The sequence below is a fragment of the Micromonospora yangpuensis genome (assembly GCF_900091615.1).
Lineage (GTDB): Bacteria > Actinomycetota > Actinomycetes > Mycobacteriales > Micromonosporaceae > Micromonospora > Micromonospora yangpuensis.
Genome location: NZ_FMIA01000002.1, coordinates 358,701 through 384,308 on the forward strand (window position 1 = coordinate 358,701; position 25,608 = coordinate 384,308).

General features: G+C 72.5%; 28 protein-coding genes and 3 tRNA genes. 16 read left to right on the forward strand and 15 right to left on the reverse strand.

What is annotated here, in order from left to right:
* The first annotated feature begins 50 nt into the window (after window positions 1-50).
* The 3 genes from purM to amcA all read left to right on the forward strand — a co-directional run bounded on the left by purM (window position 51) and on the right by amcA (window position 2,640).
* Entirely contained in the window at window positions 51-1,202 is a 1,152-nt protein-coding gene (gene purM, locus GA0070617_RS01760; RefSeq protein ID WP_091433046.1) for a phosphoribosylformylglycinamidine cyclo-ligase, read from the forward strand.
* A 129-nt stretch (window positions 1,203-1,331) separates the two neighbouring features.
* Window positions 1,332-2,492: a cyclophane-forming radical SAM peptide maturase AmcB gene (gene amcB / locus GA0070617_RS01765; RefSeq protein ID WP_305778285.1), complete on the forward strand. Its 1,161-nt coding sequence runs from the start codon at window positions 1,332-1,334 to the stop codon at window positions 2,490-2,492.
* Window positions 2,404-2,640 carry a multiple cyclophane-containing RiPP AmcA gene (gene amcA, locus GA0070617_RS01770; RefSeq protein ID WP_091433049.1) on the forward strand — a complete coding sequence of 79 codons (237 nt, stop codon included), beginning with the start codon at window positions 2,404-2,406 and terminating at the stop codon, window positions 2,638-2,640. The genes amcB and amcA overlap by 89 nt, the downstream gene beginning before the upstream one ends.
* A 120-nt stretch (window positions 2,641-2,760) precedes the next feature.
* Here amcA and GA0070617_RS01775 read toward each other — a convergent pair whose 3' ends face one another.
* Together GA0070617_RS01775 and GA0070617_RS01780 are read right to left on the reverse strand one after the other, a co-directional pair.
* Window positions 2,761-2,976, reverse strand: coding sequence for a DUF3073 domain-containing protein (locus tag GA0070617_RS01775; protein WP_091433054.1), 216 nt, complete (start codon window positions 2,974-2,976; stop codon window positions 2,761-2,763).
* Window positions 2,977-3,275: 299 nt separating this feature from the next.
* Entirely contained in the window at window positions 3,276-4,358 is a 1,083-nt protein-coding gene (locus GA0070617_RS01780) for a Glu/Leu/Phe/Val family dehydrogenase (RefSeq protein ID WP_091433058.1), read from the reverse strand.
* Window positions 4,359-4,532: 174 nt separating this feature from the next.
* On the opposite strand from GA0070617_RS01780, the gene GA0070617_RS01785 reads away from it, so the two are divergent.
* Window positions 4,533-5,372, forward strand: a complete 840-nt coding sequence (locus GA0070617_RS01785) for a DUF8083 family protein (RefSeq protein ID WP_091433061.1) — start codon at window positions 4,533-4,535, stop codon at window positions 5,370-5,372.
* Window positions 5,373-5,623: 251 nt separating this feature from the next.
* On the forward strand, window positions 5,624-5,833 hold the full coding sequence (locus tag GA0070617_RS01790) for a BldC family transcriptional regulator (RefSeq protein WP_007073996.1): 210 nt from the start codon (window positions 5,624-5,626) through the stop codon (window positions 5,831-5,833).
* A 130-nt stretch (window positions 5,834-5,963) separates the two neighbouring features.
* Here the strand turns inward: GA0070617_RS01790 and GA0070617_RS01795 are convergent, their stop codons facing one another.
* Complete coding sequence (locus tag GA0070617_RS01795) at window positions 5,964-6,344, reverse strand: PPOX class F420-dependent oxidoreductase (RefSeq protein ID WP_091433064.1); 381 nt, start codon at window positions 6,342-6,344, stop codon at window positions 5,964-5,966.
* A 69-nt stretch (window positions 6,345-6,413) separates the two neighbouring features.
* Here GA0070617_RS01795 and GA0070617_RS01800 point away from each other — a divergent pair, with 69 nt between their 5' ends.
* Window positions 6,414-7,193 carry a class I SAM-dependent methyltransferase gene (locus tag GA0070617_RS01800; RefSeq protein ID WP_091445746.1) on the forward strand — a complete coding sequence of 260 codons (780 nt, stop codon included), beginning with the start codon at window positions 6,414-6,416 and terminating at the stop codon, window positions 7,191-7,193.
* A 272-nt stretch (window positions 7,194-7,465) separates the two neighbouring features.
* On the opposite strand, the gene GA0070617_RS01805 is transcribed toward GA0070617_RS01800, so the two are convergent.
* On the reverse strand, window positions 7,466-7,789 hold the full coding sequence (locus GA0070617_RS01805) for a hypothetical protein (protein WP_308472687.1): 324 nt from the start codon (window positions 7,787-7,789) through the stop codon (window positions 7,466-7,468).
* 200 nt (window positions 7,790-7,989) lie between these two features.
* On the opposite strand from GA0070617_RS01805, the gene GA0070617_RS01810 reads away from it, so the two are divergent.
* Window positions 7,990-8,922, forward strand: coding sequence for a 3-hydroxyacyl-CoA dehydrogenase family protein (locus tag GA0070617_RS01810; protein ID WP_091433067.1), 933 nt, complete (start codon window positions 7,990-7,992; stop codon window positions 8,920-8,922).
* Window positions 8,919-9,677, forward strand: a complete 759-nt coding sequence (locus GA0070617_RS01815; protein ID WP_091433069.1) for an enoyl-CoA hydratase/isomerase family protein — start codon at window positions 8,919-8,921, stop codon at window positions 9,675-9,677. Before GA0070617_RS01810 ends, GA0070617_RS01815 begins: the two co-directional genes overlap by 4 nt.
* 53 nt (window positions 9,678-9,730) lie before the next feature.
* Here the strand turns inward: GA0070617_RS01815 and GA0070617_RS01820 are convergent, their stop codons facing one another.
* Window positions 9,731-11,077 (reverse strand): ABC transporter substrate-binding protein, encoded by a 1,347-nt coding sequence (locus GA0070617_RS01820; RefSeq protein WP_091433072.1) that lies wholly within the window; start codon window positions 11,075-11,077, stop codon window positions 9,731-9,733.
* Window positions 11,078-11,243: 166 nt separating this feature from the next.
* On the opposite strand from GA0070617_RS01820, the gene GA0070617_RS01825 reads away from it, so the two are divergent.
* A complete protein-coding gene (locus GA0070617_RS01825) occupies window positions 11,244-11,633 on the forward strand; it encodes a hypothetical protein (protein WP_091433075.1) in 390 nt (129 codons plus the stop codon).
* Here the strand turns inward: GA0070617_RS01825 and GA0070617_RS01830 are convergent.
* Window positions 11,627-12,088 (reverse strand): hypothetical protein, encoded by a 462-nt coding sequence (locus GA0070617_RS01830; RefSeq protein WP_091433078.1) that lies wholly within the window; start codon window positions 12,086-12,088, stop codon window positions 11,627-11,629. The genes GA0070617_RS01825 and GA0070617_RS01830 overlap by 7 nt on opposite strands.
* A gap of 74 nt (window positions 12,089-12,162) precedes the next feature.
* Here GA0070617_RS01830 and GA0070617_RS01835 point away from each other — a divergent pair, with 74 nt between their 5' ends.
* Window positions 12,163-12,870: a DUF2786 domain-containing protein gene (locus tag GA0070617_RS01835; RefSeq protein ID WP_091433080.1), complete on the forward strand. Its 708-nt coding sequence runs from the start codon at window positions 12,163-12,165 to the stop codon at window positions 12,868-12,870.
* A 26-nt stretch (window positions 12,871-12,896) separates the two neighbouring features.
* Here the strand turns inward: GA0070617_RS01835 and GA0070617_RS01840 are convergent, their stop codons facing one another.
* From GA0070617_RS01840 to GA0070617_RS01880, 9 genes are all read right to left on the reverse strand, one after another.
* The gene (locus GA0070617_RS01840) at window positions 12,897-13,391 is read right to left on the reverse strand and encodes an SRPBCC family protein (protein WP_091433083.1); all 495 of its coding nucleotides are present in this window, start codon (window positions 13,389-13,391) and stop codon (window positions 12,897-12,899) included.
* A gap of 309 nt (window positions 13,392-13,700) precedes the next feature.
* Window positions 13,701-13,774, reverse strand: a tRNA-Phe gene (locus GA0070617_RS01845).
* Window positions 13,775-13,856: 82 nt separating this feature from the next.
* Window positions 13,857-13,930: transfer RNA gene (locus GA0070617_RS01850), tRNA-Asp, on the reverse strand.
* 31 nt (window positions 13,931-13,961) lie between these two features.
* Window positions 13,962-14,034 (reverse strand) — tRNA-Glu (locus GA0070617_RS01855).
* Window positions 14,035-14,177: 143 nt separating this feature from the next.
* Window positions 14,178-14,996 carry a polysaccharide deacetylase family protein gene (locus tag GA0070617_RS01860; RefSeq protein WP_091433087.1) on the reverse strand — a complete coding sequence of 273 codons (819 nt, stop codon included), beginning with the start codon at window positions 14,994-14,996 and terminating at the stop codon, window positions 14,178-14,180.
* Window positions 14,997-15,119: 123 nt separating this feature from the next.
* A complete protein-coding gene (locus GA0070617_RS01865) occupies window positions 15,120-16,058 on the reverse strand; it encodes a MerR family transcriptional regulator (RefSeq protein WP_091433090.1) in 939 nt (312 codons plus the stop codon).
* Window positions 16,048-16,602, reverse strand: coding sequence for an isopentenyl-diphosphate Delta-isomerase (gene idi / locus GA0070617_RS01870; RefSeq protein ID WP_091433093.1), 555 nt, complete (start codon window positions 16,600-16,602; stop codon window positions 16,048-16,050). Before idi ends, GA0070617_RS01865 begins: the two co-directional genes overlap by 11 nt.
* A complete protein-coding gene (gene crtI, locus GA0070617_RS01875) occupies window positions 16,599-18,080 on the reverse strand; it encodes a phytoene desaturase family protein (protein ID WP_091445749.1) in 1,482 nt (493 codons plus the stop codon). The genes idi and crtI overlap by 4 nt, the downstream gene beginning before the upstream one ends.
* Before the next feature lie 28 nt (window positions 18,081-18,108).
* Entirely contained in the window at window positions 18,109-19,263 is a 1,155-nt protein-coding gene (locus tag GA0070617_RS01880) for a polyprenyl synthetase family protein (RefSeq protein WP_091433097.1), read from the reverse strand.
* Between the two features lie 67 nt (window positions 19,264-19,330).
* Between GA0070617_RS01880 and GA0070617_RS01885 the strand changes: the two genes are divergently transcribed.
* From GA0070617_RS01885 to GA0070617_RS01905, 6 genes are all read left to right on the forward strand, one after another.
* Complete coding sequence (locus GA0070617_RS01885; RefSeq protein WP_091433102.1) at window positions 19,331-20,293, forward strand: phytoene/squalene synthase family protein; 963 nt, start codon at window positions 19,331-19,333, stop codon at window positions 20,291-20,293.
* A gap of 5 nt (window positions 20,294-20,298) precedes the next feature.
* Complete coding sequence (locus GA0070617_RS01890) at window positions 20,299-21,615, forward strand: cryptochrome/photolyase family protein (RefSeq protein WP_091433106.1); 1,317 nt, start codon at window positions 20,299-20,301, stop codon at window positions 21,613-21,615.
* Between the two features lie 135 nt (window positions 21,616-21,750).
* A complete protein-coding gene (locus GA0070617_RS29545; RefSeq protein ID WP_139135551.1) occupies window positions 21,751-22,263 on the forward strand; it encodes a hypothetical protein in 513 nt (170 codons plus the stop codon).
* A 30-nt stretch (window positions 22,264-22,293) separates the two neighbouring features.
* Window positions 22,294-22,851: a Uma2 family endonuclease gene (locus tag GA0070617_RS01895; RefSeq protein WP_091433110.1), complete on the forward strand. Its 558-nt coding sequence runs from the start codon at window positions 22,294-22,296 to the stop codon at window positions 22,849-22,851.
* An 88-nt stretch (window positions 22,852-22,939) separates the two neighbouring features.
* Window positions 22,940-24,505 carry a dihydrolipoyl dehydrogenase family protein gene (locus tag GA0070617_RS01900; RefSeq protein ID WP_091433112.1) on the forward strand — a complete coding sequence of 522 codons (1,566 nt, stop codon included), beginning with the start codon at window positions 22,940-22,942 and terminating at the stop codon, window positions 24,503-24,505.
* Window positions 24,506-24,587: 82 nt separating this feature from the next.
* Entirely contained in the window at window positions 24,588-25,439 is an 852-nt protein-coding gene (locus tag GA0070617_RS01905) for a Rieske (2Fe-2S) protein (RefSeq protein ID WP_091445751.1), read from the forward strand.
* The last annotated feature ends 169 nt before the right edge of the window (window positions 25,440-25,608 follow it).

Below are 25,608 nucleotides of genomic sequence, written 5' to 3' on the forward strand. Positions count from 1 at the left end.
CGGCCGGACCGCCACCAGCCCGGCACGCGAGAACCAAAAAGGGGAGAACCGTGACGCACGTGTCCGAGCGCAGCGGCGCAGGAAGCAGCCCGACCGGCGCTGGCGGCGACCGGCCCTGGACGGCAGGAAACGGCCGGTCCGGCCGCAAACGCACGGTCTCCTACGCGGATGCCGGGGTGTCCATCGAGGCGGGCGACCGGGCGGTCGAGTTGCTCAAGTCGAAGGTGCGCCAGACCCGGCGGCCCGAGGTGATGGGTGACCTGGGTGGCTTCGCCGGCCTGTTCCGGCTGGACACGTCGAAGTACCGGAACCCGATCCTGGCCTCCTCCACCGACGGGGTGGGCACCAAGCTGGTGATCGCCCAGCAGCTCGACATCCACGACACCGTCGGCATCGACCTGGTGGCGATGGTCGTGGACGACCTGGTGGCCTGCGGGGCCGAGCCGCTGTTCCTGCTCGACTACATCGCCACCGGTGAGGTGGTCCCGGACCGGGTCGCCGAGATCGGGGCCGGTATCGCCGACGGTTGCCGGTACGCCGGTTGTGCGCTGCTCGGTGGCGAGACCGCCGAGCACCCGGGTGTGCTGCGCCCGGACGAGTACGACATCTCCGCCACCGGCGTCGGGGTGGTGGAGGAGAGCGACATCCTCAGCCCGGAGCGGGTCGAGGTGGGCGACGTGGTGATCGCCATGCGCTCCTCGGGCCTGCACTCCAACGGGTACTCCCTGGTCCGGCACGTGCTGCTCGGCGCCGGCCGGATGCGGCTGGACGTGGTGATCGAGGACTTCGGTCGGCAGCGCACCCTCGGCGAGGAGCTGCTCACCCCGACCAAGATCTACGCCCAGGACTGCCTCAAGCTCATCGCCGAGGCCGAGGTGCGGGCCCTGGCCCACGTCACCGGCGGCGGCATCCCGGGCAACCTGGTCCGGGTCCTGCCGGAGCACGTGGACGCGGTCGTGCACCGCCCCACCTGGAAGCCCCAGCCCATCTTCGACCTGATCCAGACCAAGGGGCGGATCGAGGACCCGGAGATGGAGGCCACCTTCAACATGGGTGTCGGCATGTTCGCGATCGTCTCGGCCGAGGACGCGGACCGCGCGTTGGCCACCCTGACCGGTCGGGGCGTCGACGCCTGGCAGGCCGGCGAGATCATCGAGGGCACCGGCGCCGTGCAGATGGTCGGCCATCACACCCGGGGATGATCCGCTCGCGGTGATCGTACGAGCACCTGATCGGGGGTTCACCCGAGTGGCCATCGCCGCCTAGCCTGAAGGGCACCCTCAGGTGCTCCGGAGGTGACGATGGCTGCTCGGGGACGCTCGTTCGACGGCATGCGTGGGCTGGCCACGGTGCCGTCCTACGTCGTGATGCAGCCCACCACGCTCTGCAACCTCGACTGCGCCTACTGCTACCTTCCGTTGCGGGCGGCGGAGCGGCGGATGCCGGTGTCGGTGGCCGAGGCGGTGGCCGGGTCGGTCAACCCGTGGGCGGCGGACGGGCGCTTCTCCGTGGTGTGGCACGGTGGCGAGCCGCTGGCCGCCGGCCGGGAGCAGCTCGCCGCGCTGATCGCACCCTTCGGCGCGGCCGTCGAGCACCACGTGCAGACCAACGCCACGCTGATCGACGACGCCTGGTGCGAGTTCTTCGCCGAGCGGCAGATCCGGGTGAGCGTGAGCGTGGACGGGCCCCGGGAGCACAACGGGGAGCGGACGACCAGGGGCGGGCGGCCCGCGTACGACCGGATCCTGCGGGGGGTGGCGGCACTGCGCCGGCACGGGCTGCCGTTCTCGGCCCTGGCGGTGGTCAGCCGCCCCGCGCCCGGCCTCGCCACCGAGCTGTACGAGTACTTCCTCTCCCTCGGCTGTGACGTGCTCGGCATCAACATCGAGGAGACGGAGGGGGTCAACACCCGGACCAACGCCCACGATCCGGCGACGGTGACGTCGTTCTGGGCCGAGCTGGTCGCGGCCTGGCGGCGTGACCCCCGGATCCACCTGCGGGAGGTCGAGTGGTCGCTGCGGTACGTCGCGGCGACGCTGGACGGCGAGGCCGACGCGGTGCTGCCCCGCCGGCTCGACCCGATCCCCACGGTCGGCTACGACGGCTCGGTGACGGTGCTCTCGCCGGAGCTGGCCGGGTTCACCGACGCGAGGTACGGCGACTTCAGCAGCGGCAACGTGTTGCGTACCCCGTTGGTGGAGATCCTGGCGGCGGCCGAGCGGACGTCCTGGGTGGGTGAGTTCCTCACCGGGGTCGAGGCCTGCCGTTCGTCCTGCGCCTACTTCGGGTTCTGCGGTGGTGGCCACGCGGCCAACCGCTACTTCGAGCACGGGCGGTTCGACGGTACGGAGACCGAACACTGCCGCAACAGCAAGATCCGCCTACTGGATGGAGTGTTGGAGCATGCCCGAGACCACCAGGGACCGGCAGCCGGAACGCACCGGAGTCGAGCTGACGGGTCCGATCGCCGAGCGGGTCAGGGACGCCGCTGACGGCCTCACCGCACTGCTGCACGAGGCCGAGGCCGCGCGTCGACGCCGAGCGGAGGTGGCGGGTGACGACGGTGCCAGCGCGGTCTGTGCCTGGAACCACTTCGAGAACATCCCGACGTTCTACAACTGGAACAACCGCCCTCGCTGAGCGGTGCCGCCCCGGTGCCGGGGCCTGCTGGTCGAGCAGGCCCCCGCATCGGCGTCGGGTGTCTCACCGGCACATGCGTGAGCACGCGGGGCTCACCGCGTGCTCAGATGCGACCGGAGGTCAGCGGGGCGAACGGGCCCAAGGATCGGGGTCCTCGCCCGTGTGGTCTTCGTCATCGTCGTCGACATACTCTTTGTAGTCGTCGTCGAAGGTGTGATCCGACTTACCAGCACCCGCCAGTTCGCGCTGCAAGGCGGTGAGGTCGGTGTTCGGGGAGTGGTACTTCAACTCCCGGGCCACCTTCGTCTGCTTGGCCTTAGCACGGCCGCGCCCCATGGCTCGACCCCCTCGCACAGAATTCGGGGCAGCCCGAAGGCGGGCCCCGATGACGTTAGGCATCTCTCGTGGCTCTTACGGTACATGGGGATGCCAGTGTTCGGCACCTCGGGTCACCGGCGGCCGGATCAGCGCGTCGTAGTCGCCCGGCCGTCACCAACTGTACCCGGTAAGGAGCCCTCTCCTGGCCTGGCCGTGACACCGGGCGATCAGCACGATAAGGGTCGTACAGGCACGAAACGCCACGGCGCGGTTCGCCCGGGGAGCAGCCACGGTTCTTCCGAGGGCCGACCCCTGTCTCAGCGCAGGTGGATGCTGCGCAGTCGCCCCACCTCGGCCATCCGGCGCTCGGCGAGCCGGTCGGCCGCCACCGCCGGCGGCACACCCTCGGCGTCGGCGAGCCGCAGGATCTCCCGGGTGGTGTCGTAGATGCGGGTGGCGCGGAGCTTGGCCCGGTCGAAGTTGAAGCCCTCGATCTCGTCCGCCACCTGGATCACCCCGCCGGCGTTGACCACGTAGTCGGGCGCGTAGAGGATGCCCCGCTCGGCGAGGAGCTTCTCGATCCCCGGGTGGGCGAGCTGGTTGTTCGCCGCACCGGCGATCACCTTCGCCCGCAGCGCCGGGACGGTGTCGTCGTCCAGGGCGCCGCCCAGCGCGCAGGGGGCGTACACGTCGATGTCGGCGGCGACCAGCGCGGCGGCGTCGTCGACCAGCGTCACCTGCGGATGGGTGCGACGCGCCCAGTCGAGGGCACGCGGGCTGACGTCGGTGGCCACCACCTCGGCCCCGTCGTCGAGCAGGTGGCCGGTGAGGTGCCGGCCGACCTTGCCCAGCCCGGCCACCCCGACCCGCCGCCCGCGCAGCGTCGGATCGCCCCAGACGTGCTCGGCGGCGGCCCGCATGCCCTGGAACACCCCCCAGGCGGTGAGGACCGAGGAGTCGCCGGCGCCGCCGTGCTCCACGCTGCGGCCGGTGACGTACCGGGTCTCCCGGGCGACCACGTCCATGTCGGCGACGTACGTGCCGACGTCGCAGGCGGTGTAGTAGCGCCCGGCCAACGACTCGACGAACCGACCGTAGGCGCGCAGCAGCGCCTCGCTCTTGACCCGATCCGGATCACCCCAGATAACCGCTTTGCCGCCGCCCAGGTCCAGGCCGGCAAGAGCGTTCTTGTACGCCATGCCGCGCGAGAGGTCGAGCACGTCGGCCAGCGCGGCCTGCTCGCTGGCGTACGGGTAGAAGCGGGTGCCGCCCAGCGCGGGACCCAGCGCGGTGGAGTAGATCCCGATGATCGCCCGCAGTCCGCTCTGCGTGTCCTGGCAGAACACGACCTGCTCGTGACCGGTGGATCCGGGGTCGTCGGTGCTCGCGAATACGCCCATGGCTTGCTCCTGGTGTCACTGTTGCGTCCTCGTGGGACGCGGACCTGGTGGACACCGGCGGGGGTGCTGCCGGTGCTGACGAGCCTAATATCGGCCGACGACGTCGTGCCGTCCGTGTCACCGGTGATCCGGGCGCTGACGTCGGCCAGAACCGTTTCGTGGGAGGATCGCGCCGTGCCGTCGCTCTTCGCTTCGTACCTGCGGGTGTACGAGCCGCTGACCGCCTTCGACCGGGACCGTCAGTCGTTCTGGCGGCGTTACGTCTCCGAGGGGCGGGCGGTCGCCCCGCTGGACGGACCGGTCCGGCAGCGGACGGCGGTGATCGAGGCGCTCGGCGCGGGCTGGACCCGGCTGCCCGACCTGCCGGACGAGGCGTACGTGCTGGAGACCGACGAGACGCTGTTGGTCTGTCCCTGGAACCTGCGGATCCGGGTCGCTGAGGCGGCCCTGAGCGCCCGGGACGGCGTGCCCCCGGTGCTCGCCGACGCCTTCGTGCCGCCGGTGCTGGCCGGTCAGGCCAAGGCGGTGGTCGAGGACTGGCGCAGCGGCGCCCGGGTGCTGGAGCACGGGGTGCCCCGGGTGCACGAGCAGATCGCCACCTGGGGGGTGCCACTTCGGTGGTTCGTCCTCTTCGACGCGGCGGAGCGCAGGCAGGTGACGGCGCCGGACCGGCGGGCCCTGCGGTACCGGACCGACATCGCCAAGTCCCGCCGCCGGGCGTCCCGGGCGCTGGCGGTGCTGCGCAAGACGGTGGGGGACGTGCCGATCACCGAGGCGGTCGAGGAGGCCGCCCGGTGGCTGGAGGAGTTCCACCCGCGTTCGGTGGTCGAGCTGGACTACGGCGGCCTGGTGGACCTGCTCTCGGACGAGACGCTGACCGCCGACGACTCCGCCGAACTGGTCGCGGCGGGCCTCACCGGGCTCTCCAACGGCGAGGCCGAGGAGGCGTCGGCGGCGTACGACCAGTTGGTTGCCCGGTGGCGGGCGGTGCAGCTGCTGGAAAGGTGCAATTAGCCCAAAACGGTGTCGGGAGCGCTCCCAAGATGAGGGAAGCTCGTAGCTGACGCATCACGAACCGTGATTATGAGTCCGAATAAGATACTTTCTGCCGTGTAAAAGTCGTATAAATCGGGCATGGTTCATCCGTCCGTCTAGGGACCTTCGGCCGTTCGGCCCATGTCGGACATCGGGGACTAGCCGGACCATGGGAGACGCGTCGACCGGCGGGACCCCGGCCGATGTCTATACACGTGGAGGAGTGACCGATGGCATCGCGAACGCATGAACCAGAGCCGCTGCTCACACCGGCCGAGGTGGCGTCGATGTTCCGTGTCGACCCGAAGACGGTGACCCGGTGGGCCAAGGCAGGCAAGCTCAGTGCCATCCGGACACTCGGAGGCCACCGCCGCTACCGTGAGTCGGAGGTTCGAGCCCTGTTGCAGGGGCAGATCCCCCAGCAGCGGCAGGGCGACTGAACGGGGTAGTTCCACGAGAGTTCTGCTCAGGGGCAGCGGATGACGATCCGCCGCCCCTGATCCGTGTCCGGCCCGGACTGGCCCGGACCAGTTCGGGCCGCTCTCGCCTCGGGCCGGGCCGTGACTATCGTCACTCGGCGAGCGTGATCCGGATGCCCACCGTGCCGTTCTCCCCCCGCCGTAGCCGGCTGCCGAGCAGGGTGAGCCGGCCGAGCAGCTGGTACTTCCGCTTGAGCAGTTGCCGTACCCGTCGGGTGTCGGCGGGGTCGCAGAGGCTGGCCCGACCGGGCGTCTCGGGCCCGTGCGGGCGGCCCCGGACGTCGCAGGGCGCGACGGTGACCGCGCCGCTGCGCCGGATCCGCTTCACCTTGCCCGAGTCGGCCACCGTCCAGACCGCCAACGTGTCGCCGTCCTGGACCGCCCAGACCGGCGTCGGCACCGCCCGGCCGTCCTTGCGAAACGTGGTCAGCAGCACGTACTTCTCCGCCGCCAGGCGGTCCAGGTCGGTCATGCCGCCAGGGTACGGCCCCGTCGGGCGCTCCGAAGCCCGGTTAACAGGAAGGTGGACCGCGTGATTCCGGTGACCGAACAGCCACGGGCCGGCGACGCGTACGGCGAACTGCTGCGGGACGCCCTCGCGGTGGCCACCGGGATCGGGCCCCGGCCGTTGGTGGGTGGTCGACTGCCCCGCCCGGTCATCGAGATCATCGAACGGGACGACGGGCTGATCAACGGCGCACCCGCCGCGCACTACCTGGACGAGCCGGCGGACTGGCAGCCGTACGACCACCGGGCGGTGGACCGGGTAGTCGGTGCGACCCTGGACATCGGCACCGGCGCCGGCCGGATCGCCCTGCTGCTGCAGGAGCGGGGCGTGCCGGTGACCGGGCTGGACACCTCGTTGGGCGCGCTGCGGGTCAGCCGCCGGCGCGGGGTGCGCGACCTGGTCCACGCGACGGTGGACGAGCACGTCGCCGACGGTCGGCGGTACGACACGTTCCTGCTGCTCGGCAACAACCTGGGGCTGATCGAGGGGCGGGACCGGGCCCCCGCCTTCCTGGCCGCGCTCGCCGCGCTGGCCCGGCCCGGCGCGCAGGTCATCGCGCACGGCACCGACCCGTACGGGACCCGGGACCCGGTGCACACCGGCTACCACGAGCGCAACCGGCGCCGGGGTCGGCTCGGCGGGCAGCTCCGGCTCCGGCTGCGCTACCGCGAGCTGGCCACCGACTGGTTCGACTACCTGTGCTGCTCGACCGAGGAGCTGGCCGAGCTGGTGCACGGCTCACCCTGGCAGCTGGTGGACGTCGACGACCGGGACGCCCCCTACTACCTGGCCACCCTCCGACTGACCGGCTGAGCACCGCCGACCCGGCCGCTGACCCCCGGCCCGCCGGGCGACCCGATCGGATGCCGGCCACGAGGACCGCGACGGCCGGAGTGGCCGGGATGGCCGGGGGACGGCCGTGAATGCCGCAACGACCGGCCTCAGCGGTCGCCCACCGGGCCCGGGTGCCCGGGAGGTTCCCGGGGGTGCCGGAGCCCGGCGGGGTCGTCCTGACGGCGGTGCTCAGCGCTCCACGGCGGTGCTCAGCACTCGACGGTGGTGCCTCAGAGCTCGACGGTGGTGCCTCAGAGCTCGACGGTGGGCGGAAGCTGCTCCGGCGGGAGACCGCCGTCGCCGTCGACCACCTCGTCCGGGGTGCCGTCCTCGTCGAGGTCCACCATGGTCACGTCGACCTTGCCGTCACCGTCGGTGTCGAACTGGAACAGGTCGGCCTTGCCGTCACCGTCGGTGTCCACCACCCAGACGTCGGTCTGCCCGTCGTTGTTGGTGTCCGCGCGCAGCAGCTCGATGCGCTCGTCGCCACGGGTCTCCACGGTCTCGGTGCTCCCCGTGGCCACCGCGGCCTCCGTGTCCGGCGTGCTCGGCAGAATCTCCGGTGCCTGGCTCATCGACTTGTTCCTTCCCTTGGTTGACCGCCGTCTGTACCCGATCCGGTCCGTCCCCACGCCTGCCGGGCCCGTCATCATGCCCGACCGGGACCGTCGGCAGGTCCGCCGGGCTCACCGGCTGTGTCCGTCGGCCGTACCCGTCAGCCCTGCCCGTCGGCCCCGGGCATGCCGGGCCGGTCGGCGCTGCATAGGGTCGCGGCATGAGCGAGTGGAGCGAGCGGCCGGACCCGGGTGACCCCCGTGGTGGCACCGGCGATCGTTGTGTCGTGGTCGGGGCCGGCACGATGGGCCTCGGCATCGCGTACGTGGCGGCTGGGGCCGGCTACCTGGTCGAACTGGTCGAGGTGGACCCCGACCGGGCCCAGGCGGCCGGGAAGCGACTGGCCGACCTCTGGGACCGGGCGGTGGGGCGCGGCCGGCTGACCGCCGAGGAGGCCGCCGCGAACCGGCGACGGCTCACCCTGGTCGGCGGGTTGGCCGAGGTAGCCGCCGAACCGGCCGTGGTCGTCGAGGCCGTACCGGAGCGGTTGGAGCTCAAACGGGCCGTACTGCGCCAGGCCGCCACGCTGCGCCCGGCGCTGCTGGGCAGCAACACCTCCAGCATCCCGATCGCCGAGCTGGCGGCCGGGCTGGACCGCCCGGAGCGCTTCCTCGGGCTGCACTTCTTCAACCCGGTCTGGGCGATGGCGCTGCTGGAGGTCGTGGTCGGCCCGGCCACCGCCGAGCAGACCACCGCGGCGGGTGTCGCGCTCGCCCGTCGGCTCGGCAAGGACCCCGTCGTGGTACGCGACCTGCCCGGCTTCGCCACCTCACGGCTGGGCGTGACGCTCGGCCTGGAGGCGATCCGTATGCTCGCCGACGGGGTGGCCAGCGCGGCCGACATCGACAAGGCGATGGTGCTGGGCTACCGGCATCCCGTCGGTCCGCTGGAGCTCACCGACCTGGTCGGACTGGACGTCCGGCTGGACATCGCCCACACGCTCCAGGCCGCGTACGGCGACCGGTTCGCCCCGCCGCCGCTGCTGGAGGAGTTGGTGGCCGCGGGCCGGCTGGGCAAGAAGTCGGGGCACGGCTTCTACCGCTGGGTCGACGGGTCGAAGGTGGACTCCCCGGACGGGGAGCCGACCCGATGAGCGGTGGACTGCGGGTCACCGAACACCCGGACCGGTTGGTGGTGACGCTGGACCGGCCGGAGAAGCGCAACGCCATCGACGCCGACCTGATCGCCGCGCTGCACGAGGTCTGCGCCGAGTTGGAGGCCCGCCCGCGGCTGCTGCTGCTCACCGGGGGTACCGAGGGCATCTTCGCCGGCGGGGCGGACATCGGCCAGCTGCGGGACCGGGGTCGGCTGGACGCGCTCGCGGCGATCAACTCCGCGGCCTTCGCCCGGGTCCGGGCCCTGCCCATGCCGACCGTGGCGGCCGTGGACGGGCCGGCGCTGGGCGGCGGCGCCGAACTGGCGTACTCGTGTGATCTTCGAGTGTGCACGGACCGGGCGGTCTTCGGTCAGCCGGAGGTCCGACTGGGGATCCTGGCCGGTGCCGGCGCGACCCACCGGTTGCCGGCGTTGATCGGCGAGGCCCGGGCCAAGGAACTGCTCTTCACCGGCCGGCGGGTGGACGCCGCCGAGGCGCTGCGGATCGGCCTGGTCAACCGGGTGGTGGTCGAGCCCGGCGAGCTGCTGGACGTCGCCCACGGGCTGCTCGACGAGATAGCCAAGGGATCGCCCCTGGCGCTGCGGCTGACCAAGCTGGCGGTGGACGCCCCACCGGCCGCCCATCCGCACCTGGACCTGGTCAGTCAGGCGGTCCTTTTCTCCGACGAGGAGAAGCACCGCCGGATGACCGAGTTCCTGGAGCGGGGCCGCACCCGCCGCCCGGCGGACTGACCCCGGCGGTTCAGCGACGGCGCGCCGCACCCGGTGGGGTGCGGCGCGGCGGGTCAGCGGTGCAGCCGCACCCCGGCGTCGTCGAGGGCCCGGATCAGCGGGGCCGACTCACCGAAGCCGATGATCAGCACGGCCTCCGCCTGGTAGTCCCTGATCTCCTGGGCGGCGGAGCCGAAGTCGACAGGCGGGGCCTCGGGGCTGTCCGGCGGCTGATAGGTGATCAGCTTGACCCGGTCGTCACCGATGCCGGCCCGCTCCAGCTCGGCCTGGACGTACCCCTGCAGGCCCTCGCCGTAGGAGTCCTTGCGGGCCAGCAGCACGATCCGGCGCGGGCCGTCGCGCAGGATCACGTCGGCCAGCGCCCGACCCTGGAGGCTGTCCGGTGGGGCGGTACGGAAGTAGAGCCCCTGATCGTCCACCTTGCTCAGGCTGGCGTCGGTGTTGGAGGGGGAGAAGAGGATCCGGCCGGCGGCGACCACGTCCGGCAGCACCTCCCGGGAGATCCCCGAGGCGCCGGCGCCGATGATGACGTGCACCCCCGCGGCGACGTGCGACGCCACGGTGGCCTTGGCCACGGTCGGGTTGGTGCCGTCGTCGCCGTCGATCCACACCATCGGCTCGCCGAGCACCCCGCCGGCCTGGTTGATCTCCCTGAGCGCCAGCGCGGAACCCGCGGCCAGCGGCGGGTACGCCAGAGCCAGGTCACCGGTACGCGGCAGCAGGCCGCCCAGGACCAGCGGGGCACCGGAGTCCCGGAGCACCGCCGGAGTCTGCTTGCGCGCCCGCGGCGGTGCCTTGGTGCTCGCGTTCGACTCGTCACCGGCACCGACGAACTCGGTCTTGCCGTCGTCGATCTTCTGGTCGTCGAAGTGCAGCGTGGCGTAGCTGGCGGTGGCCGGCTCACCGGTGTCGGTGAAACCGGCCCGGTTCAGCGACACGCCCCGGTACTCGATGTCCTGACCGTCGCGGGCCAACTCCAGGCACTTCGCGACGTCCTCGCAGCGTTGCCCGCCGTTGGTGACGCCGACGATCTGCTTGGCGATCGCGGCCGGTTCGGTGCTGCCGGCGAGCTGGGCGGCCAACGCGCTGATCACCACGGCGTCGTACGACTCCGCGGCGTACAGGAAGTCGGTGAGCTTCGGGTCGACCGCGCGGAGCCGGTTGGTGAAGCTCTCCGGCAGCCGGGTCAGCGGGGTCGTGCCCTTCATGCCGTCGACCAGGTCGGCCCGGTCCTTCAACTCCGCGGCGAAGGAGTTCTGCATGTTGCCGTCGCTCCCGTAGAGGCGCACCGGTCGGGTGTCCGCCTCTTCGGGCTCGTCCGTCCCGCACGCGCTGGTGGCGAGCAGGAGCGCCGCGGTCACCGCCAGTGCGGCGGCGCGCGGGACTCGGGTACCGAGCATGGTCGTCCTTCCTGCGGGAAAGGTCCGCTGCGCACCTTAGCGTGCTGTCGGAGCAGGTGGGTGTCAGGAGCCGGATCAATTGACCGCCACGCACCGCCGGGCACCGAACGTCACCGGGTCACTGTGCAGCGTGAGCGACTTGACCTATCCTCCTACTGTGCGGCGAGTGACGGACCTATCACAGCAGCTGGTCGACGATGCCACCGCCATTCTCGACTCGGCGCTGGACGGCGACGGGGTCGGGGTGGCGCAGGCGTTCGACACGGTCGTCGACCGATCCGGGCTGGCCGGTGCCTACGAGGTGGCCTGGTGCCTGGCCGCCACGATGGTCGGGGACGGCCCGCGCGGCTCGGGTGCCGCGCTCGACTTCCCCGGCATCGACCAGGCCGGGTACGACACCCGCTGGGTCGCCCGGTTCGTCAGTGCGTACGCCAACCACGACCAGGACGCCGGCGAGGCCCTGTTCGGCGCGGCGGTGGCCGACGGTCAGCTGCCGGACTGCCTGGCCACCCTGGCCGGGTCGACGGTGGCCACGCTGCGCAGCCGCGCTCAGTAGGCGTGGTGGGCGGTCAGCGGCTCGTACTCGTAGCGTTGGGTCACGAAACGGACCTTGAAGTTGACCCCGTCGCGCACGTTGGTGGCCACCACCACCCAGCCGGACTTGGCGGGCAGGTAGGTCCAGTAGTTGCACTTGCCGGTCTGGTCGATGAAGATCACGCAGGCGTCGACCGCGAACGGGCTGGCGTTGCGGACGTTGATGTCCCGGCAACGGGTGCTGGTCCGGTACGGCCCGGCGTCGCCTCCCGAGCCGGCGCGTTCGAAGTACGACCGGACTGAGCCGCCGTAGCAGCTGGCCGTGGTGCCGAACTGGTTCTGCGGCGCGGCTTCGGCCGGGGTGCCGAGGGCGGCCACCGACACCGCGACCGTCGTGGCCAGCACCCGGGCGATCTTGACTGACATACCCACCTCCAACTGCTCGATCCGACCGTCCGCAATGGACGGATGATGCATCGCGATGATGGTACGCGTCGATGGATGCCCTGTCGCCCCCAGCCGTCCCCGGCCGGTGTGGTAGCTCTGTTCACATGCCGGAGGCCATGCTCAGCAAGATCCGCAAGCTGTTGGCCAAGGCCGAGGACCCGGCCTGCACCGCCGCCGAGTCCGCCGCGTTCACCGCCAAGGCCACCGAACTGATCGCCCGGTACGGCGTCGATCAGGCCCTGCTCGCTGCCCGTGACCCGGGCGTCGACCCGGTCGGTGACCGGGTGGTGGACGTCCCGGCCCCGTACGCCCGGGACAAGGCCGGCCTGTTGGCCGCGGTCGCCGATCCGCTGCGCTGCCGCTGCGTACGTCGCCGGGACGGCGCCGGGTACCAGCTGCACCTGTTCGGCTTCGCCAGCGACCTGGCGCGGGTCGATCTGCTCTTCACCTCGCTGCTGGTGCAGGCCGCACACGGCCTGGCCGGGGCGATCGTGCCGGCAGGCGAACAGCCGGCCGCGTTCCGCCGGTCCTGGCTGGCCGGCTTCGCCCAGGTGATCGGTGAGCGGCTACGCCAGGCCGAAGCGGGGGCGGCCACCCGCATCGACGGCCCCTCGTACGCCCTGGTGCTTGCCGACCGGTCGGACCGGGTGCAGCGGCGGGTCGCCGAGGTCTATCCCCGGCTCCGGACCGCGCCACCCCGACGGCTGGTCGGCCGGGGGTTCGGCTCCGGAGTCGAGGCCGGTCACCGGGCCGACCTGGGCGGCACCGCCATCCCCACCCCGTCGCCACCGAACCCCGCTCTGCCCGCCTGAGCCGCCCTGGTGGGCGCGGGGCGGGGTCAGGCGAGCGAGGCGCGGTAACGGGTGAGCAGCTCGTGCCAGCCGGCGGTGAGGGCCTCCCGGTAGCCCTCGGCCGCCGCGCCGTGCCTGTCGAAGTGCCGGTGCTCCACCGTCACCCGGGTCTGCCCCGGGCCGTCCGGCTGGAACCACACCTCCACCTCGCTGGCCGTGGCCGGATCGGGCAGCGGTGCCCGGTCCGGCCCGATCTGCCAGGTGAAGACCAGCCGGTGTGGTGGATCCCAGGTGAGAACTCGTCCCCAGTCGGCCCGGAAACCGTGCGGGCCGATCTCGTAGAGCATGCCGCCGGCCCGGGGCTCGACGCCCAGCTCGACCAGGGCCACCGGGCCGGACCAGGTGTACTCCCGGACCCACCAGCCGGCCAGGCCGCCGGTGAAGCCCGCGAATGCCTCCTCCGGGGGGACCGGGACCACGAGACTGCTGCGTAGCGAGAACCGCGCGCTCTCCTGCCGGACGTTTGTGCTCCCCTGTCCCATAGGCCCGGACCATACCCCCTGGTAACACCCCCCGCAGCCCGCCGAAGTGTGTCGTCGGCGCATTGGTCCAGTGAGGTGGTGCTGGCCGGGGCGGGCCGAGAATCGCCGGCTACCTCAGCCCTTGAGGAGGCCCAAGGTCGCGCCAGCCACTCTGAGGCCGATCTGCGTCCGGGTTGCCCAACGGCTCATGTCCGGGCGGGTTCGAGAAGCCGGGGCCGACCGCACCGGCGCTGCGTGTGTCCGGGAAAAGGAAAATCCTCACCGGCGTTTCCGCAGGTGAGGATTCCTGTAGCCCGGCGAAAGGCTATGTGGCCAGGGGCGGGGTCGAACCGCCGACCTTCCGATTTTCAGTCGGACGCTCGTACCAACTGAGCTACCTGGCCGTATCTTCGGCTCATCGTACCCGTAGTGGGGCACCTGGGCCGATACGCAGAACGCCGCGCGAAGAGCGCGGCGTCGGCGCTGCGGTCCTGACGGGACTTGAACCCGCGACCTCCGCCTTGACAGGGCGGCGAGCACTCCAACTGCTCCACAGGACCTCATGTGTTGCCTCCGGCCGGAGCCGGATCGTGCCCCCAACGGGATTCGAACCCGTGCTACCGCCTTGAAAGGGCGGCGTCCTGGGCCGCTAGACGATGAGGGCGGCCCCGCCATCATTGCACACTCGCAACTTCAAGCGGACTTGCTCCCATCCGGCCCCGCCGGAGGCTTCGAAAGCATACGTGATGCTCGGCCGCTCGACCAAACCGGTAGGGCGCTGGGCGCTGTGTCCCGGGAAGTGCCAGGTCAGCGCGCCTTCGTGATGCCGTACCGGTCTTTGATCTCGGTGATCAGCCGGGGGCAGGCGGTGACGGTGGCGGTGCGGTCCCCGCCTCCGTCGTGCAGCAGGACGACCGCGCCGGGGCGGACCGCCTTGTGGACCCGCTTGGTGAGGGTGGCGGCGGTGGGCTTGGCCCAGTCCTGCGGGTCGACGGTCCAGTGCAGCGACCGCATGTCGAGCTGCTTGGCGACCGCCACCACCTCGGCGGTCCACCGGCCGCCCGGCTGGCGGTAGAACGGGATCTTCGCGTCCGGCACGGCCGCCCTGATCGCCTTGTTCGTCCGCTTCAGGTCGGCCCGGATGGCGGCCAGCGGGCGGCGTCCCAGGTCCATGTCGTGCTGCCAACTGTGGTTGCAGAGCTGGTGGCCCTCGCGGGCGATCCGGGCCACCAGCTCCGGGTGGCGGCGGGCCCGGGTGCCGACCACGCAGAAGGTGGCCTTCACCTTGGCCTCGCGCAGCTGGTCCAGGATCCGGGGGGTGTAGACCGGGTCCGGCCCGTCGTCGAAGGTCAGCGCGACACCGCGTACCCCGGTGGTCTTGCGCAGGCCGGCGGGGAGCGCGGTGGGACGGGGCCGTACCGGTGGCGGTGGTGGCGGTGAGGTGCGGGTCGGGCTCGGGGTGGCGGCGGGTGTGGGGACGGGCCCGGTGGTGGCTTCGGGAGTGGGCGACGGTGCGGACGACCAGGCGGGCGCGGCACCGGGTTCGGTTCTGCTGTCGGGCTCGCCGCAGCCGGTGACGAGCAGCAGCAGGCCGAGGCCGACGGCGAGAGGGATGCGGGCGTTCAACGTTCGCTCCCGGGGATGGCGGGGGTGGCGGACGCTCAGACGCTAGTCGAGGCCGCCAACCTCCGGCACCGCCGGTCGGTAGGCCCTGGCGGTGACCGTTCCGGGCGCTGCCCGCACCGCTGGTCAGTCCGCCGTCGACTGTTCCAGGGAGTCCCGTACGGCGCTGGCGAGCGAGACCGCCTCGGCCAGGTCGATCGGGCGGACCACCCCGGCGGGCAGCGTGTCGGCCCGCCAACCCGGCCCGGCGGCCAGCACCAGCAACGGTCGGCGGGGCACCGCGAGCAGGGCGGTGAGCTGGCGCGGGTCGGCGGTGGCCCGGGTGTGCGACCAGACCACCACGCCGGCCGGGCCGGTGCGGTTGACCGCCTCCACCAGCGCCGCCGGGGGCACCCGGGCACCGAGCATCCGGTACGCCACCCCGGCCTCGCTGAGCGCGGCGGCCAGCGCCTCCAGTGGCAGGGTGTGCTGTTCCTCGTCGGCGCAGGAGAGCAGGATCCGGGCCGGCCCGGTGACCGTGCCGGCCCGGACGACCGTGGCGAAGGACTCCGAGACGCAGCGGGAGACCAGGTGTTCCACGTCGATCAACCCGGCGGTGGCGGCGTGCCGCTCACCGATGCCGGCCAGTACCGGTCGCAGCAGCCCCTCCCAGGTGGCGATCACCCCGTTGGCGGCCAGCGACTGGGTGATCGCCAGACTGATCGCCACCGGGTCCAGCCGCATGGCGGCGCGGGCCAGGCCCCGGGCGGCCGGCCCGGCCCGGCCGACCGGGATCGCGGTGCCACCACCGTCGCGGCGCAGGCGCGGCTGGCCACCGTTGACGTGCTGGCCCGGCTCGGGTGCCTGCCGGGCCCAGCGGGCCGCCTCGGCCGGACTGACCCCCTCGGTGGTCAGCCGGCGCATGATCTCCAGACGGGCCAGGTCGTCCGGGGTGTACCGGCGGTGGTGCCCCGGCACGTGGTGGCTGGGCCCGAGCCCGTACCGCTGGTGCCAGGTGCGCAACGTGGTGACCGCGACCCCCAGCCGACGGGCCACCGCGCCCGCGCTCAGCGCCTCATCGGCCACCCGACGGCTCCGTGGGCCGGAGCAGCCGGTCGAGCACGCCGCCCAGCCAGGGCGCGTACGACCGGGGGTCGACGTCCAGGTCGGCCGCGACGGTTGCCGGGTCCGCCCAGCGCAGCTCGGCCACCTCGGCCGGGTCCGGTCGGGGCGTCACCCCCGCCGGCAGGCTGCCCCGCAGCACGTGGTCGTACTCGAACTCGACCCGGCCGGTGAGCGGGTCCTCGGCGTAGTAGACGTACACGCCGATCTCGGTCAGCTCGACCGGCTCGACGCCCAGCTCCTCGCCGAGCCGGCGGTTGGCGGCCTCGACAAGTGACTCACCCGGCAGTGGGTGGCCGCAGCAGGAGTTCGCCCAGCGCAACGGAAAACGGGTCTTGACCTCGGCGCGGCGTTGCAGCAGCACCTGTCCGGCCGGATCGGTCAGCAGCACCGAGAAGGCCCGGTGCAGCCGGCCCGGCGGCTCGTGGGCGGTCGACACGGTCTCCTCGCCGATCGCCTGGCCGGCGTCGTCGACCAGCTCGACCAGGTGTCCCTCCCGGGACGTCATGAGGCACCTCCGGTGACGCGGGCGGCAGCCAGTTTGCCGGAGATGAGCACCATCGGCACACCGACACCGGGCTGGGTACCCGATCCTACGAAGACCACGTTGGACAGTGTGCGGTGCAGGTTGGACGGGCGGAACGGCCCGGTCTGGAAGAGGCTGTGCGCGGCGGCGAACGGGGTGCCGGCGGCCATGCCCTGCTCCGCCCACTGGGCCGGGGTGATCGCCCGGAGCACCTCGACGCCGTCACCGAAGCCGACGTACCCGCGCTGTTCCAGGGTGTCGATCAGCTGGTCGGAGTAGCGGCGGGTGAGGTCGCCGGGCCAGTCGAAGGGGGCCTTCTCCAGGTTCGGCACCGGGGCGAGCACGTAGTAGGTGTGCCCGCCGGCCGGTGCGACCGACGGGTCGGTCCGGCTCGGGTTGGTGACCAGCAGGGACGGGTCGCTCATCAGCTCGCCGCGCCGGATCACCTCGTCGAAGGTGCCCTTCCAGGGCCGACCGAAGTGGATGTTGTGGTGGGCGATCTTCCGGTAGCCCTGTCGGGAGCCGACGTGCAGCACCACGCAGGAGGGCGAGTAGGTGAGCCGGCGGGTGCGGGTCGGCGGTAGCAGGTCGCGGTAGGCCACCGGCAGGTCGGGGTTGAGCACCACCACGTCGGCCGGGATGAACTCGCCGTCGGCGGTGGTCACGCCGGTGGCCCGGCCGTGGGCGGTCTCCACCCGGGTCACCGTGGTGTCGTACCGGAACTGGACGCCGTGCTTCTCGGCGGCGCCGGCCATGCCCCGGGAGACCGCGTGGATGCCGCCGCGCGGGAAGTAGACCCCGGCCACCGAGTCCAGGTACGCGATGACCGTGTAGATGGCCAGCGCGTCGTGTGGTGCCAGTCCGGCGTACATCGCCTGGAAGGAGAAGATCCGCTGGGTACGGGGGTCCCGGAAGAACTGGTTGATCTTGGTCTGGAGTCGGCGGAACGCGCCCGAGGCGAGCAGCTTCAGCAGGTTGCCGGTGAGCAGGTCGGTCGGGGCGTCCAGGTTGCGCTCGATGAAGTCGGCCCGCTCCAACTGCCACAGCCGCCGGGCGTAGTCGACGAACCGCAGGTAGCCGTCGGCCTCCCGGGGACCACACACCCGGGAGATCTCGGCGGCCATCCGGGTGGTGTCGGTGATCACGTCCAGCGTGGAGCCGTCCGGGTAGTACGCCCGGTACGCCGGGTCCAGCGGCATCAGCTCGACCCAGTCGGAGAGCTGCTCACCCACCGCGTCGAGGGCCTCGGCTATCAGGTCCGGCATGGTGAGCACGGTCGGACCGGTGTCGAACTCGTACCCGTCGACGCTGAGCCGCCCGGCCCGCCCGCCCGGCACCGGTTCCCGCTCGACCACGGTCACCTGCCGGCCGCTGCCGGCCAGGTGCAGCGCACAGGCCAACCCACCCAGACCGGCGCCGACGACCACCACCCGGTCTGTCCGTCCGTTCACCGTCCGCACGCCGCCCACCTCCTGGAAAGACTGCTCATCATGCCTGCCGCCGGGTGGCGGCCGTGGCCAGACCGACAAGCGCGGTACGCGCCGTCTCGTCGATCGGTGCGAGGTCCAGCGCGGCCAGCGCCTCGGACACCCGGTCGGCGATCATCTGCTCGATCCGGTCCACCGCCCCGGTGGTGGCCACCACCTCGGCGAGGTCGGCGATCTCCCGCTCGTCGGTGGCACCACCGGCGCGGTCCAGGGCCCGCCGCTGCGCCGGATCGGCGGCCTGGCGGGCCAACATCAGCAGCGCGGTGGGCTTACCGGTGCGCAGGTCGTCACCGGCCGGCTTGCCGGTCCGCGCCGGGTCACCGTAGACGCCGAGCAGGTCGTCGCGGAGCTGGAACGCCTCGCCCACGGCCAGGCCGTAGCGGGTGTACGCGACACCCAGCGGCTCGTCCGGGCCGACACCGGCCAGGCAGGCCCCGAAGAGCATCGGCCGTTGCACGGTGTAGCTGGCGGTCTTGTACCGGGCCACCCGCAGCGCCCGGTCCACCGACCAGTTCGCCGCGTCGCTCTCACCGAGCACGTCGAGGTACTGCCCCGCGATCGTCTCGACCCGCATCTGGTCGTAGCAGCGTCGCACGTCGAGCAGCCGGTCCGCGCCGACGGCGGCCCGCGCGAGCAACCGGTCGGCCCAGACCAGGCAGAGGTCACCGACGAGCACCGCGACCGAGTCGCCGAACCGGTCGGGGTCGCCGCGCCGACCGGCGGCGACGTGCTGCGCGGCCAGCGCCCGGTGGGCGGTCGGCCGCCCCCGGCGGGTCGCCGAGGCGTCCATCACGTCGTCGTGGACCAGGGCGAAGGTGTGCAGCAGCTCCAGGGCGGCCAGCGCGGGCAGCACCGCCGGCAGCGGAGTGTCCCCGCCGGCCACGCCGCGCCAGCCCCAGTAGGCGAAGGTCGGACGGACCCGCTTGCCGCCGGAGAGCACGCACTCCCGCGCGGTCGCCGCGAAGCCGCCCATGGCTGCGTCGATAGCCCGCAGCGATTCGACCTCGTCGGAGAGGAAGGCGGCCAGGGTGTGGTCCACCGCCTCGACCAGGTCCCGCGTGTACGCGGCGAGCACCGCGCCCACCGGATCGTCGCCCTCGGTCGGCCGGTCCGCCGTCAGGCGGAGGTCATTTTCCGCTACTGCGTCGTTGGCCATGTGGACGAGCGTACCCTAGGGTTACGAGTTGCGTCGATTGGTGCGTCGAATTCGAGGGAGGGCCACGGTGGACATCGACCTCACCGCTGCCTATGACCGCTGTCGTGAGCTGCACAGACGGCATGGCCGCACCTACTATCTCGCCACCCGCCTGCTGCCCGCATGGAAACGGCGGCATGTGCACGCCCTGTACGGCTTCACCAGGTACGCCGACGAGATCGTCGACCGCACCGAGGACCTGCCCCCGGCCGAGCGGGCCGCCCGCCTCGACGACTGGGCCGGCCGGTTCCTCGCCGGACTGCACGGCGAGCCGGTCGACGACCCGCTGCTGCCCGCCGTGCTGCACACCATCGCCGTCTTCGACCTGGACCGGGACGACTTTGCGTCGTTTCTCAAGAGCATGGCGATGGACCTGACCGTCACCTCGTACCGCACCTACGACGCCCTGCTCGACTACATGGAGGGCTCGGCGGCGGTGATCGGCACCATGATGCTGCCGATCCTGGGCAGCTCCGATCCGGCGGCGGCCCGCGAGCCGGCCCGCCAGCTCGGCTTCGCCTTCCAGCTCACCAACTTCATCCGGGACGTCGGCGAGGACCTGGACCGGGGGCGCACCTACCTGCCCGACGAGGACCTGGCCGCCTTCGGCGTCACCCGCGACGACCTGCTCGCCGCCCGCGACCGGGGTGCCGGCACCGAGGCGATCCGCGAACTGATCCGGTACGAGGTACGCCGGGCCCAGGCGCACTACGTGGCCGCCGCTGACGGGATCACCCTGCTCGACCCCGCCTCACAGGCCTGCATGCGCACCGCCTACGCCCTCTACGGCGGCATCCTCGACGAGGTGGCCGGCCAGGACCACGACGTCTTCGTCCGGCGGGCCACCGTGCCGCAGCGTCGCCGGATGTCGGTGGCCGCCCGTTCCCTGCTCACCCCCACCGGCACCCCCGTGGTGGTCCCCGGCCCCGACCTGGCCGGGCCGCTGGCCGAGGCGGACGCCGTGCCGGCACCCCGACCGGTGGGCGGCTGACCTCGGTGCGTACCGCGATCGTGTTGTTCACCCGCGACCTGCGGGTGCACGACCACCCGGCGCTGGCCACCAGCTGCGCGGCCTTCGACCGGGTGGTGCCGACCTTCGTGCTGGACCCGGCGTTGGCCGACCGGTCACCGAACCGGACCCGCTTCCTGCGCCAGAGCCTCGCCGACCTCCGCGAGAACCTGCGCGGACTCGGCGGTGACCTGGTGCTGCGGCAGGGCGACCCGGTGACCGAGACGATCAGGCTGGCCGGTGAGGTGGGCGCCGAGGCGATCGCGGTCTCCGCCGACGTCAGCCGGTACGCCCGCCGCCGCGAACGCCGGCTGCGCGCCGAGTGCGAACGGCACCGCCTGCACCTGCGTCTCTTCCCCGGGCTGACCGTGGTCGACCCGGGCGCGCTGCGCCCCGGCGGTGGCGAACACTACAAGGTGTTCAGCCCGTACTTCCGGGCCTGGCAGGGCGCGCAGTGGCGGACCGCGCTCGCCCGGCCGGAGCGGATCGAGCTGCCGACCGGGGTGCCGGTGGGGCGGCTGCCCGCCCTGCCCGCCGGTGCGTCACCGGACGCCGCCGCCGGGGGCGAGACCGTCGCCCGCCGCCGGCTGCGCGACTGGCTGCCCAACCTCGGCGGGTACGGCGACCAGCACGACGACCTGGCCGCCGACGACACCTCCCGGCTCAGCCCGTACCTGCGGTTCGGGTGTCTGTCCCCCCTGGAGGTGGTCGAGCGGGTGGCCGACCGCGCCGACCCGTTCGTCCGGCAGGTCTGCTGGCGGGACTTCTACTACCAGGCCGCCGCCGCCTTCCCCGACCTGGACCGCACCGCCTTCCGCGCCGGCGTCACCGAGGACTGGCGGTACGACACCGACGCGCTGGACGCCTGGACCGAGGGCCGGACCGGAGTGCCGATCGTGGACGCCGGGATGCGGCAGCTGCACGCCGAAGGATGGATGCACAATCGGGCCCGGCTGATCACCGCCGGCCACCTGACCAAGCAGCTCCGGCTGGACTGGCGGGCCGGGTTGGCGGTCTTCGGGCATTGGCTGCTCGACGGCGACGTGCCCAACAACTCAGGCAACTGGCAGTGGGTGGCCGGCACCGGCCACGACACCCGCCCGTACCGGGGGTTCAACCCGATCCGCCAGGCGCACCGGTACGACCCCGACGGCGCGTACGTCCGACGCTGGCTGCCGGAGCTGGCGGCGATCGAGGGGGGTGCCGTGCACGAGCCGTGGCGGCTGCCCGACGCGGTACGCCGTACCCTCGACTACCCGCCGCCGCTGCCCCCACCGGGGCCACCCCCACCCTGGCTGCGTTGAACCACGACGGCCTCCCGTCCGTAGCACCTCCGACCCGTGACCCCACCGGAAGGAGGCAGACCAGTGCCGAGAACAGGTTCAGGCGGCGGCTCGTCCGCATCGAGTCAGTCAACCAGTCAGCGCCACACAGGGGAGTTGACAGCCTGGCTCGACGACTCCACGAAGGCTGATTTCGACACATTCATCGCCGGTCTGGAACCAGACTTCGCCTCGCAGCCGCTGACGCGTGCGTACGTCAAAGAGCTGCAAAAGCTTGGTAAGCAGTACCGACTACTGCGCGACGCCGCCGAGCGGAATCCAGCCTCTGTGGACCAGCAGAGCCTGGTCAGGGCTTACCAACCCATCGCGCAGAAGAAAGAAGAACTCAACGAGTACGTGCGGGATTTCATCTACACGCCGGAGAGTTCACCGGAGCCCGCTCCGGTGAATCCGCAGGCCTCCACCGGGATGCCCGCTCCGCCACAGCCACAGGCCGGCGCCGAGCAGCGTGCCCGTCCGGCGATTCCGGTGTTCAACCCCGCGTCGCAGGACTGGGCCGCCGCCACCGGCCCGGGTTGGCCCGGGGGCACGAGCGGTGCCGCACAGAGCAGCACCCCGGCCGGCCGGGCACCCGATCAGCCCCGAAGCCGGGGCGGAAGGAACCGCTGATGACGTGGACGATCGTCTAGGATGAGGCCCATGAGCGCGGAGACCGTGGGCCGGTACATGCCTGCCGTCGTGACGCTCGGTGACCTCGCGGCGATGAACGCCGCCGACCCGAACGGCCACCGGTACGAGACCAGCCCTGAGGGAGTCCTCTCGGTCATGCCGCCGCCCGACTCCGAGCACGCCATGATCGCCAGTCGGGTCTTCGCCTGGCTGATCATGGCGGGTTGGCCGGCAGAGCAGGTGCTCCAGGCTGCCGGCATCCGCATCACCGGGCCCGCAGGTGACGGCGGCCGCATTCCTGACCTCACCGTGTGGCGCAAGCCGCCACCGCGTGGAGTCTGGTCGGCGACGGACGGTCTGTTGGCGGTGGTCGAGATCGTCTCGCCCGGTTCTGAGGCGATGTACTCGGTCACCAAGGTCCGGGAGTACGCCTCGGCCGGCATCGGACAGTACTGGGTGGTGGAGCGGGACAGCCGACAGACCGTCACCCTGCACCGGCTGGTCGGTGACGCTTACCAGGAGCAGGCCCGGATGCCACTGTCCTGGCTGCTCCAGACGGCACCCGGCGAACACCTCGACACTCCCTGACCGCCTCCCTGGTGGTGTGGGTGCCGATCGGGTCGGTCGGAACGTGAGCGGGGTGGCCGCAGGACGGTCGATGGGTGATGCTGTCGGGATGGCTGAGCCGGAACTTGTGGACGTGGTCGTGGTCGGGCTGGGCGTGGGCGGCGACGAGGTCGCCGGCAAGCTCGCCGAGGCTGGCCTGAGCGTCGTCGGCATCGAACGCGATCTGGTCGGCGGGGAGTGCCCGTATTGGGGCTGCGTGCCGAGCAAGATGATGATCAGGGCGGCCAACGCGCTCGCCGAGGCCCGCCGGGTGGACGGGCTGGCCGGCACGGCGCAGGTGCGCCCGGACTGGTCCCCGGTGGCGAAGCGGATCCGCGAGGAGGCCACCGACACCTGGGACGACCGGGTCGCGGTGGACCGCTTCGTCGGCAGGGGCGGGACGTTCGTCCGGGGCAGTGGACGGCTCGACGGCCCCGGCCGGGTCCGGGTGGGCGACCGGGTGTTCCAGGCCCGGTACGGCGTCGTGCTCGGCACCGGCACCCGCCCCTCGATCCCGCCGCTTCCCGGGCTGGCCGACACCCCGTACTGGACGAACCACCAGGCGATCGAGGTCGAGGAGCTGCCGGCGAGCCTGCTCAGCCTCGGCGGTGGCGCGATCGGTCTGGAGCTGGCGCAGGTCTTCGCCCGGTTCGGCGTACAGGTGACGGTGCTGGAGCGGTCCGAGCGGGTGCTCGCGGTCGAGGAGCCGGAGTCCTCCGAGGTGGCCGCGGCGGCCCTGCGCGCCGACGGCGTGACGATCGAGACCGGGGTCGGGGCCGAACGGGTCAGCCACGACGGTCAGCACTTCACCGTGCACGCCGCCGGTGGCGCGGAGTTCACCGCCGAGCGGCTGCTGGTGGTCACCGGGCGGCGGGCCCACCTGGCGGAGTTGGGCCTGGACACCGTCGGGATGGACCCCGACCAGCGGTACCTGCCGGTCGACGACCGGATGCGCGCCGGGGACGGGATCTGGGCCGTCGGTGACCTGACCGGCGAGGGCGCGTTCACCCACATCGCCATGTACCAGGCGGCCATCGTCGTCGCCGACCTGCTCGACCACGCCCGCCGGGCCACCGCCGGCCCCGACCCCAGCGGTACGGCCAGCGTGGTCGGCGGCGCGGTCGGCGCGGCCAGCGGGGTCCCGGCCGCCGGTGGGCCGGCCTCAGCCGGGTCGGGTACGGCCGGGTCGGGTACGGCCGCGTCGGGTGCGGTCGGGTCGGGTGTGGCCGGGTCGGGTGCGGTCGGGGCGGGGGTCGGCGGGCCGCAGGGCGTGGCGCGGGCCGACTACCGGGCGCTGCCCCGGGTCACCTTCACCGACCCGGAGATCGGCGCGGTCGGGCTCACCGAACGGCAGGCCCGCGAACGCGGCCTCAACGTGCAGGTCGGCTTCGCCGAGTTGGCCTCGTCGACCCGGGGCTGGATCCACCGGGGCGATGGCTTCATCAAGCTGGTCGCCGACGCCGACCGGGGCGTGCTGGTCGGGGCCACCTCGGCCGGTCCGGCCGGCGGCGAGGTGCTCGCCGGGTTGGTCGTGGCGGTGCACGCGGCCGTCCCGATCAGCCAACTCCGGCACATGATCTACGCGTACCCGACCTTCCACCGGGCCATCGAGACCGCCCTGCACGACCTGAGGTGATCCCGTGCCGGCGCCGATCGGCCCGGCCGAATTGGGCCGGGGTGGGGGGTTTGGGGTGGAAGGTGGCGGGGAGTTGGTGTGGGTGCGAGCATTCCTGACGAAGATCGAGCAGGCCAGGGCGTTGGACCGGGTGGGCGACCGGGTGCAGCGTGTCGTCGAGTCCACCCTGCGCCCGCAGCGGGTCCGTGACCTGCTGCACGGCGTCTGGCTGGGTCATCCGCTGCATCCGGCGATGGTGCAGGTGCCGGTGGGGGCCTGGATCAGCGCCGCCGTGGTCGACCTGCTGCCGGGGCAGCGCCGCGCAGCCACCGCGCTGGTCGGCCTGGGCACCGTCAGTGCGGTGCCGGCGGCGGTCGCCGGCTTCAACGACTGGGCGGCCCTCTCCCGCGACCAGCGTCGGGTGGGCCTGGTGCACGCCGCCGCCAATGTGGTCGGCCTGGCCCTCTACTCGGGGTCGTTGGCCGCCCGGCTGACCGGCCGGCACGGTACCGGCCGGGCCCTGAGCTACCTGGGGTTGGGCGCGGTCAGCGCCGGGGCGTACCTCGGTGGGCACCTGGCCTACACGCAGGGCGCACAGGTCAACCAGAGCGTCTCGGAGCTGCACCGGATCAGCGAGGGGTGGCACCCACTGGGCGAGCTGGCCGCGCTGCCGGACCGCGAGCTGCTCACCCGGGAGGTCGACGACGTCTCGGTGATCCTCTACCGGCACGGCGACGAGGTCACCGTCATGCTGGAGCGCTGTCCGCACCAGAGCGGCCCGCTCGGTGAGGGTGAGGTCCAGCAGATCGACGGGCATGCCTGCGTCGTCTGTCCCTGGCACGGCAGCGCCTTCCGGCTCAACGGCGGCGAGGTGGTGCACGGCCCGTCCGGCAACGACCAGCAGACCCTGCCGACCCGGGTGGTCGAGGGCGTCCTGGAGACCCGCCTGCCCTGACGGTCCTCGCTCGCCCCGACGGTCCCGCCTGCGACGGTCCCGCCTGCGACGGTCCCGCCCTGAGGAGTCTCGGCCCGCCTCTGCGATGGCCGGCAGTGTCCCGTCGTCCGCTGGCGACTCGCCGTCGGGTCGCACGGCCGGGGGCCGCTGGCGACCGCGGGCACCCGGC

Bases quoted from the DNA above. Each gene is read 5' to 3' on its own strand.
- amcB (WP_305778285.1), top strand. From the start codon at position 1,332: ATGCGTGGGCTGGCCACGGTGCCGTCCTACGTCGTGATGCAGCCCACC.
- amcA (WP_091433049.1), top strand. From the start codon at position 2,404: ATGCCCGAGACCACCAGGGACCGGCAGCCGGAACGCACCGGAGTCGAG.
- GA0070617_RS01775 (WP_091433054.1), bottom strand. From the start codon at position 2,976: ATGGGGCGCGGCCGTGCTAAGGCCAAGCAGACGAAGGTGGCCCGGGAG.
- GA0070617_RS01780 (WP_091433058.1), bottom strand. From the start codon at position 4,358: ATGGGCGTATTCGCGAGCACCGACGACCCCGGATCCACCGGTCACGAG.
- GA0070617_RS01790 (WP_007073996.1), top strand. From the start codon at position 5,624: ATGGCATCGCGAACGCATGAACCAGAGCCGCTGCTCACACCGGCCGAG.
- GA0070617_RS01795 (WP_091433064.1), bottom strand. From the start codon at position 6,344: ATGACCGACCTGGACCGCCTGGCGGCGGAGAAGTACGTGCTGCTGACC.
- GA0070617_RS01805 (WP_308472687.1), bottom strand. From the start codon at position 7,789: ATGAGCCAGGCACCGGAGATTCTGCCGAGCACGCCGGACACGGAGGCC.
- GA0070617_RS01810 (WP_091433067.1), top strand. From the start codon at position 7,990: ATGAGCGAGTGGAGCGAGCGGCCGGACCCGGGTGACCCCCGTGGTGGC.
- GA0070617_RS01815 (WP_091433069.1), top strand. From the start codon at position 8,919: ATGAGCGGTGGACTGCGGGTCACCGAACACCCGGACCGGTTGGTGGTG.
- GA0070617_RS01820 (WP_091433072.1), bottom strand. From the start codon at position 11,077: ATGCTCGGTACCCGAGTCCCGCGCGCCGCCGCACTGGCGGTGACCGCG.
- GA0070617_RS01830 (WP_091433078.1), bottom strand. From the start codon at position 12,088: ATGCATCATCCGTCCATTGCGGACGGTCGGATCGAGCAGTTGGAGGTG.
- GA0070617_RS01835 (WP_091433080.1), top strand. From the start codon at position 12,163: ATGCCGGAGGCCATGCTCAGCAAGATCCGCAAGCTGTTGGCCAAGGCC.
- GA0070617_RS01840 (WP_091433083.1), bottom strand. From the start codon at position 13,391: ATGGGACAGGGGAGCACAAACGTCCGGCAGGAGAGCGCGCGGTTCTCG.
- idi (WP_091433093.1), bottom strand. From the start codon at position 16,602: ATGACGTCCCGGGAGGGACACCTGGTCGAGCTGGTCGACGACGCCGGC.
- GA0070617_RS01880 (WP_091433097.1), bottom strand. From the start codon at position 19,263: ATGGCCAACGACGCAGTAGCGGAAAATGACCTCCGCCTGACGGCGGAC.
- GA0070617_RS01895 (WP_091433110.1), top strand. From the start codon at position 22,294: ATGAGCGCGGAGACCGTGGGCCGGTACATGCCTGCCGTCGTGACGCTC.
- GA0070617_RS01900 (WP_091433112.1), top strand. From the start codon at position 22,940: ATGGCTGAGCCGGAACTTGTGGACGTGGTCGTGGTCGGGCTGGGCGTG.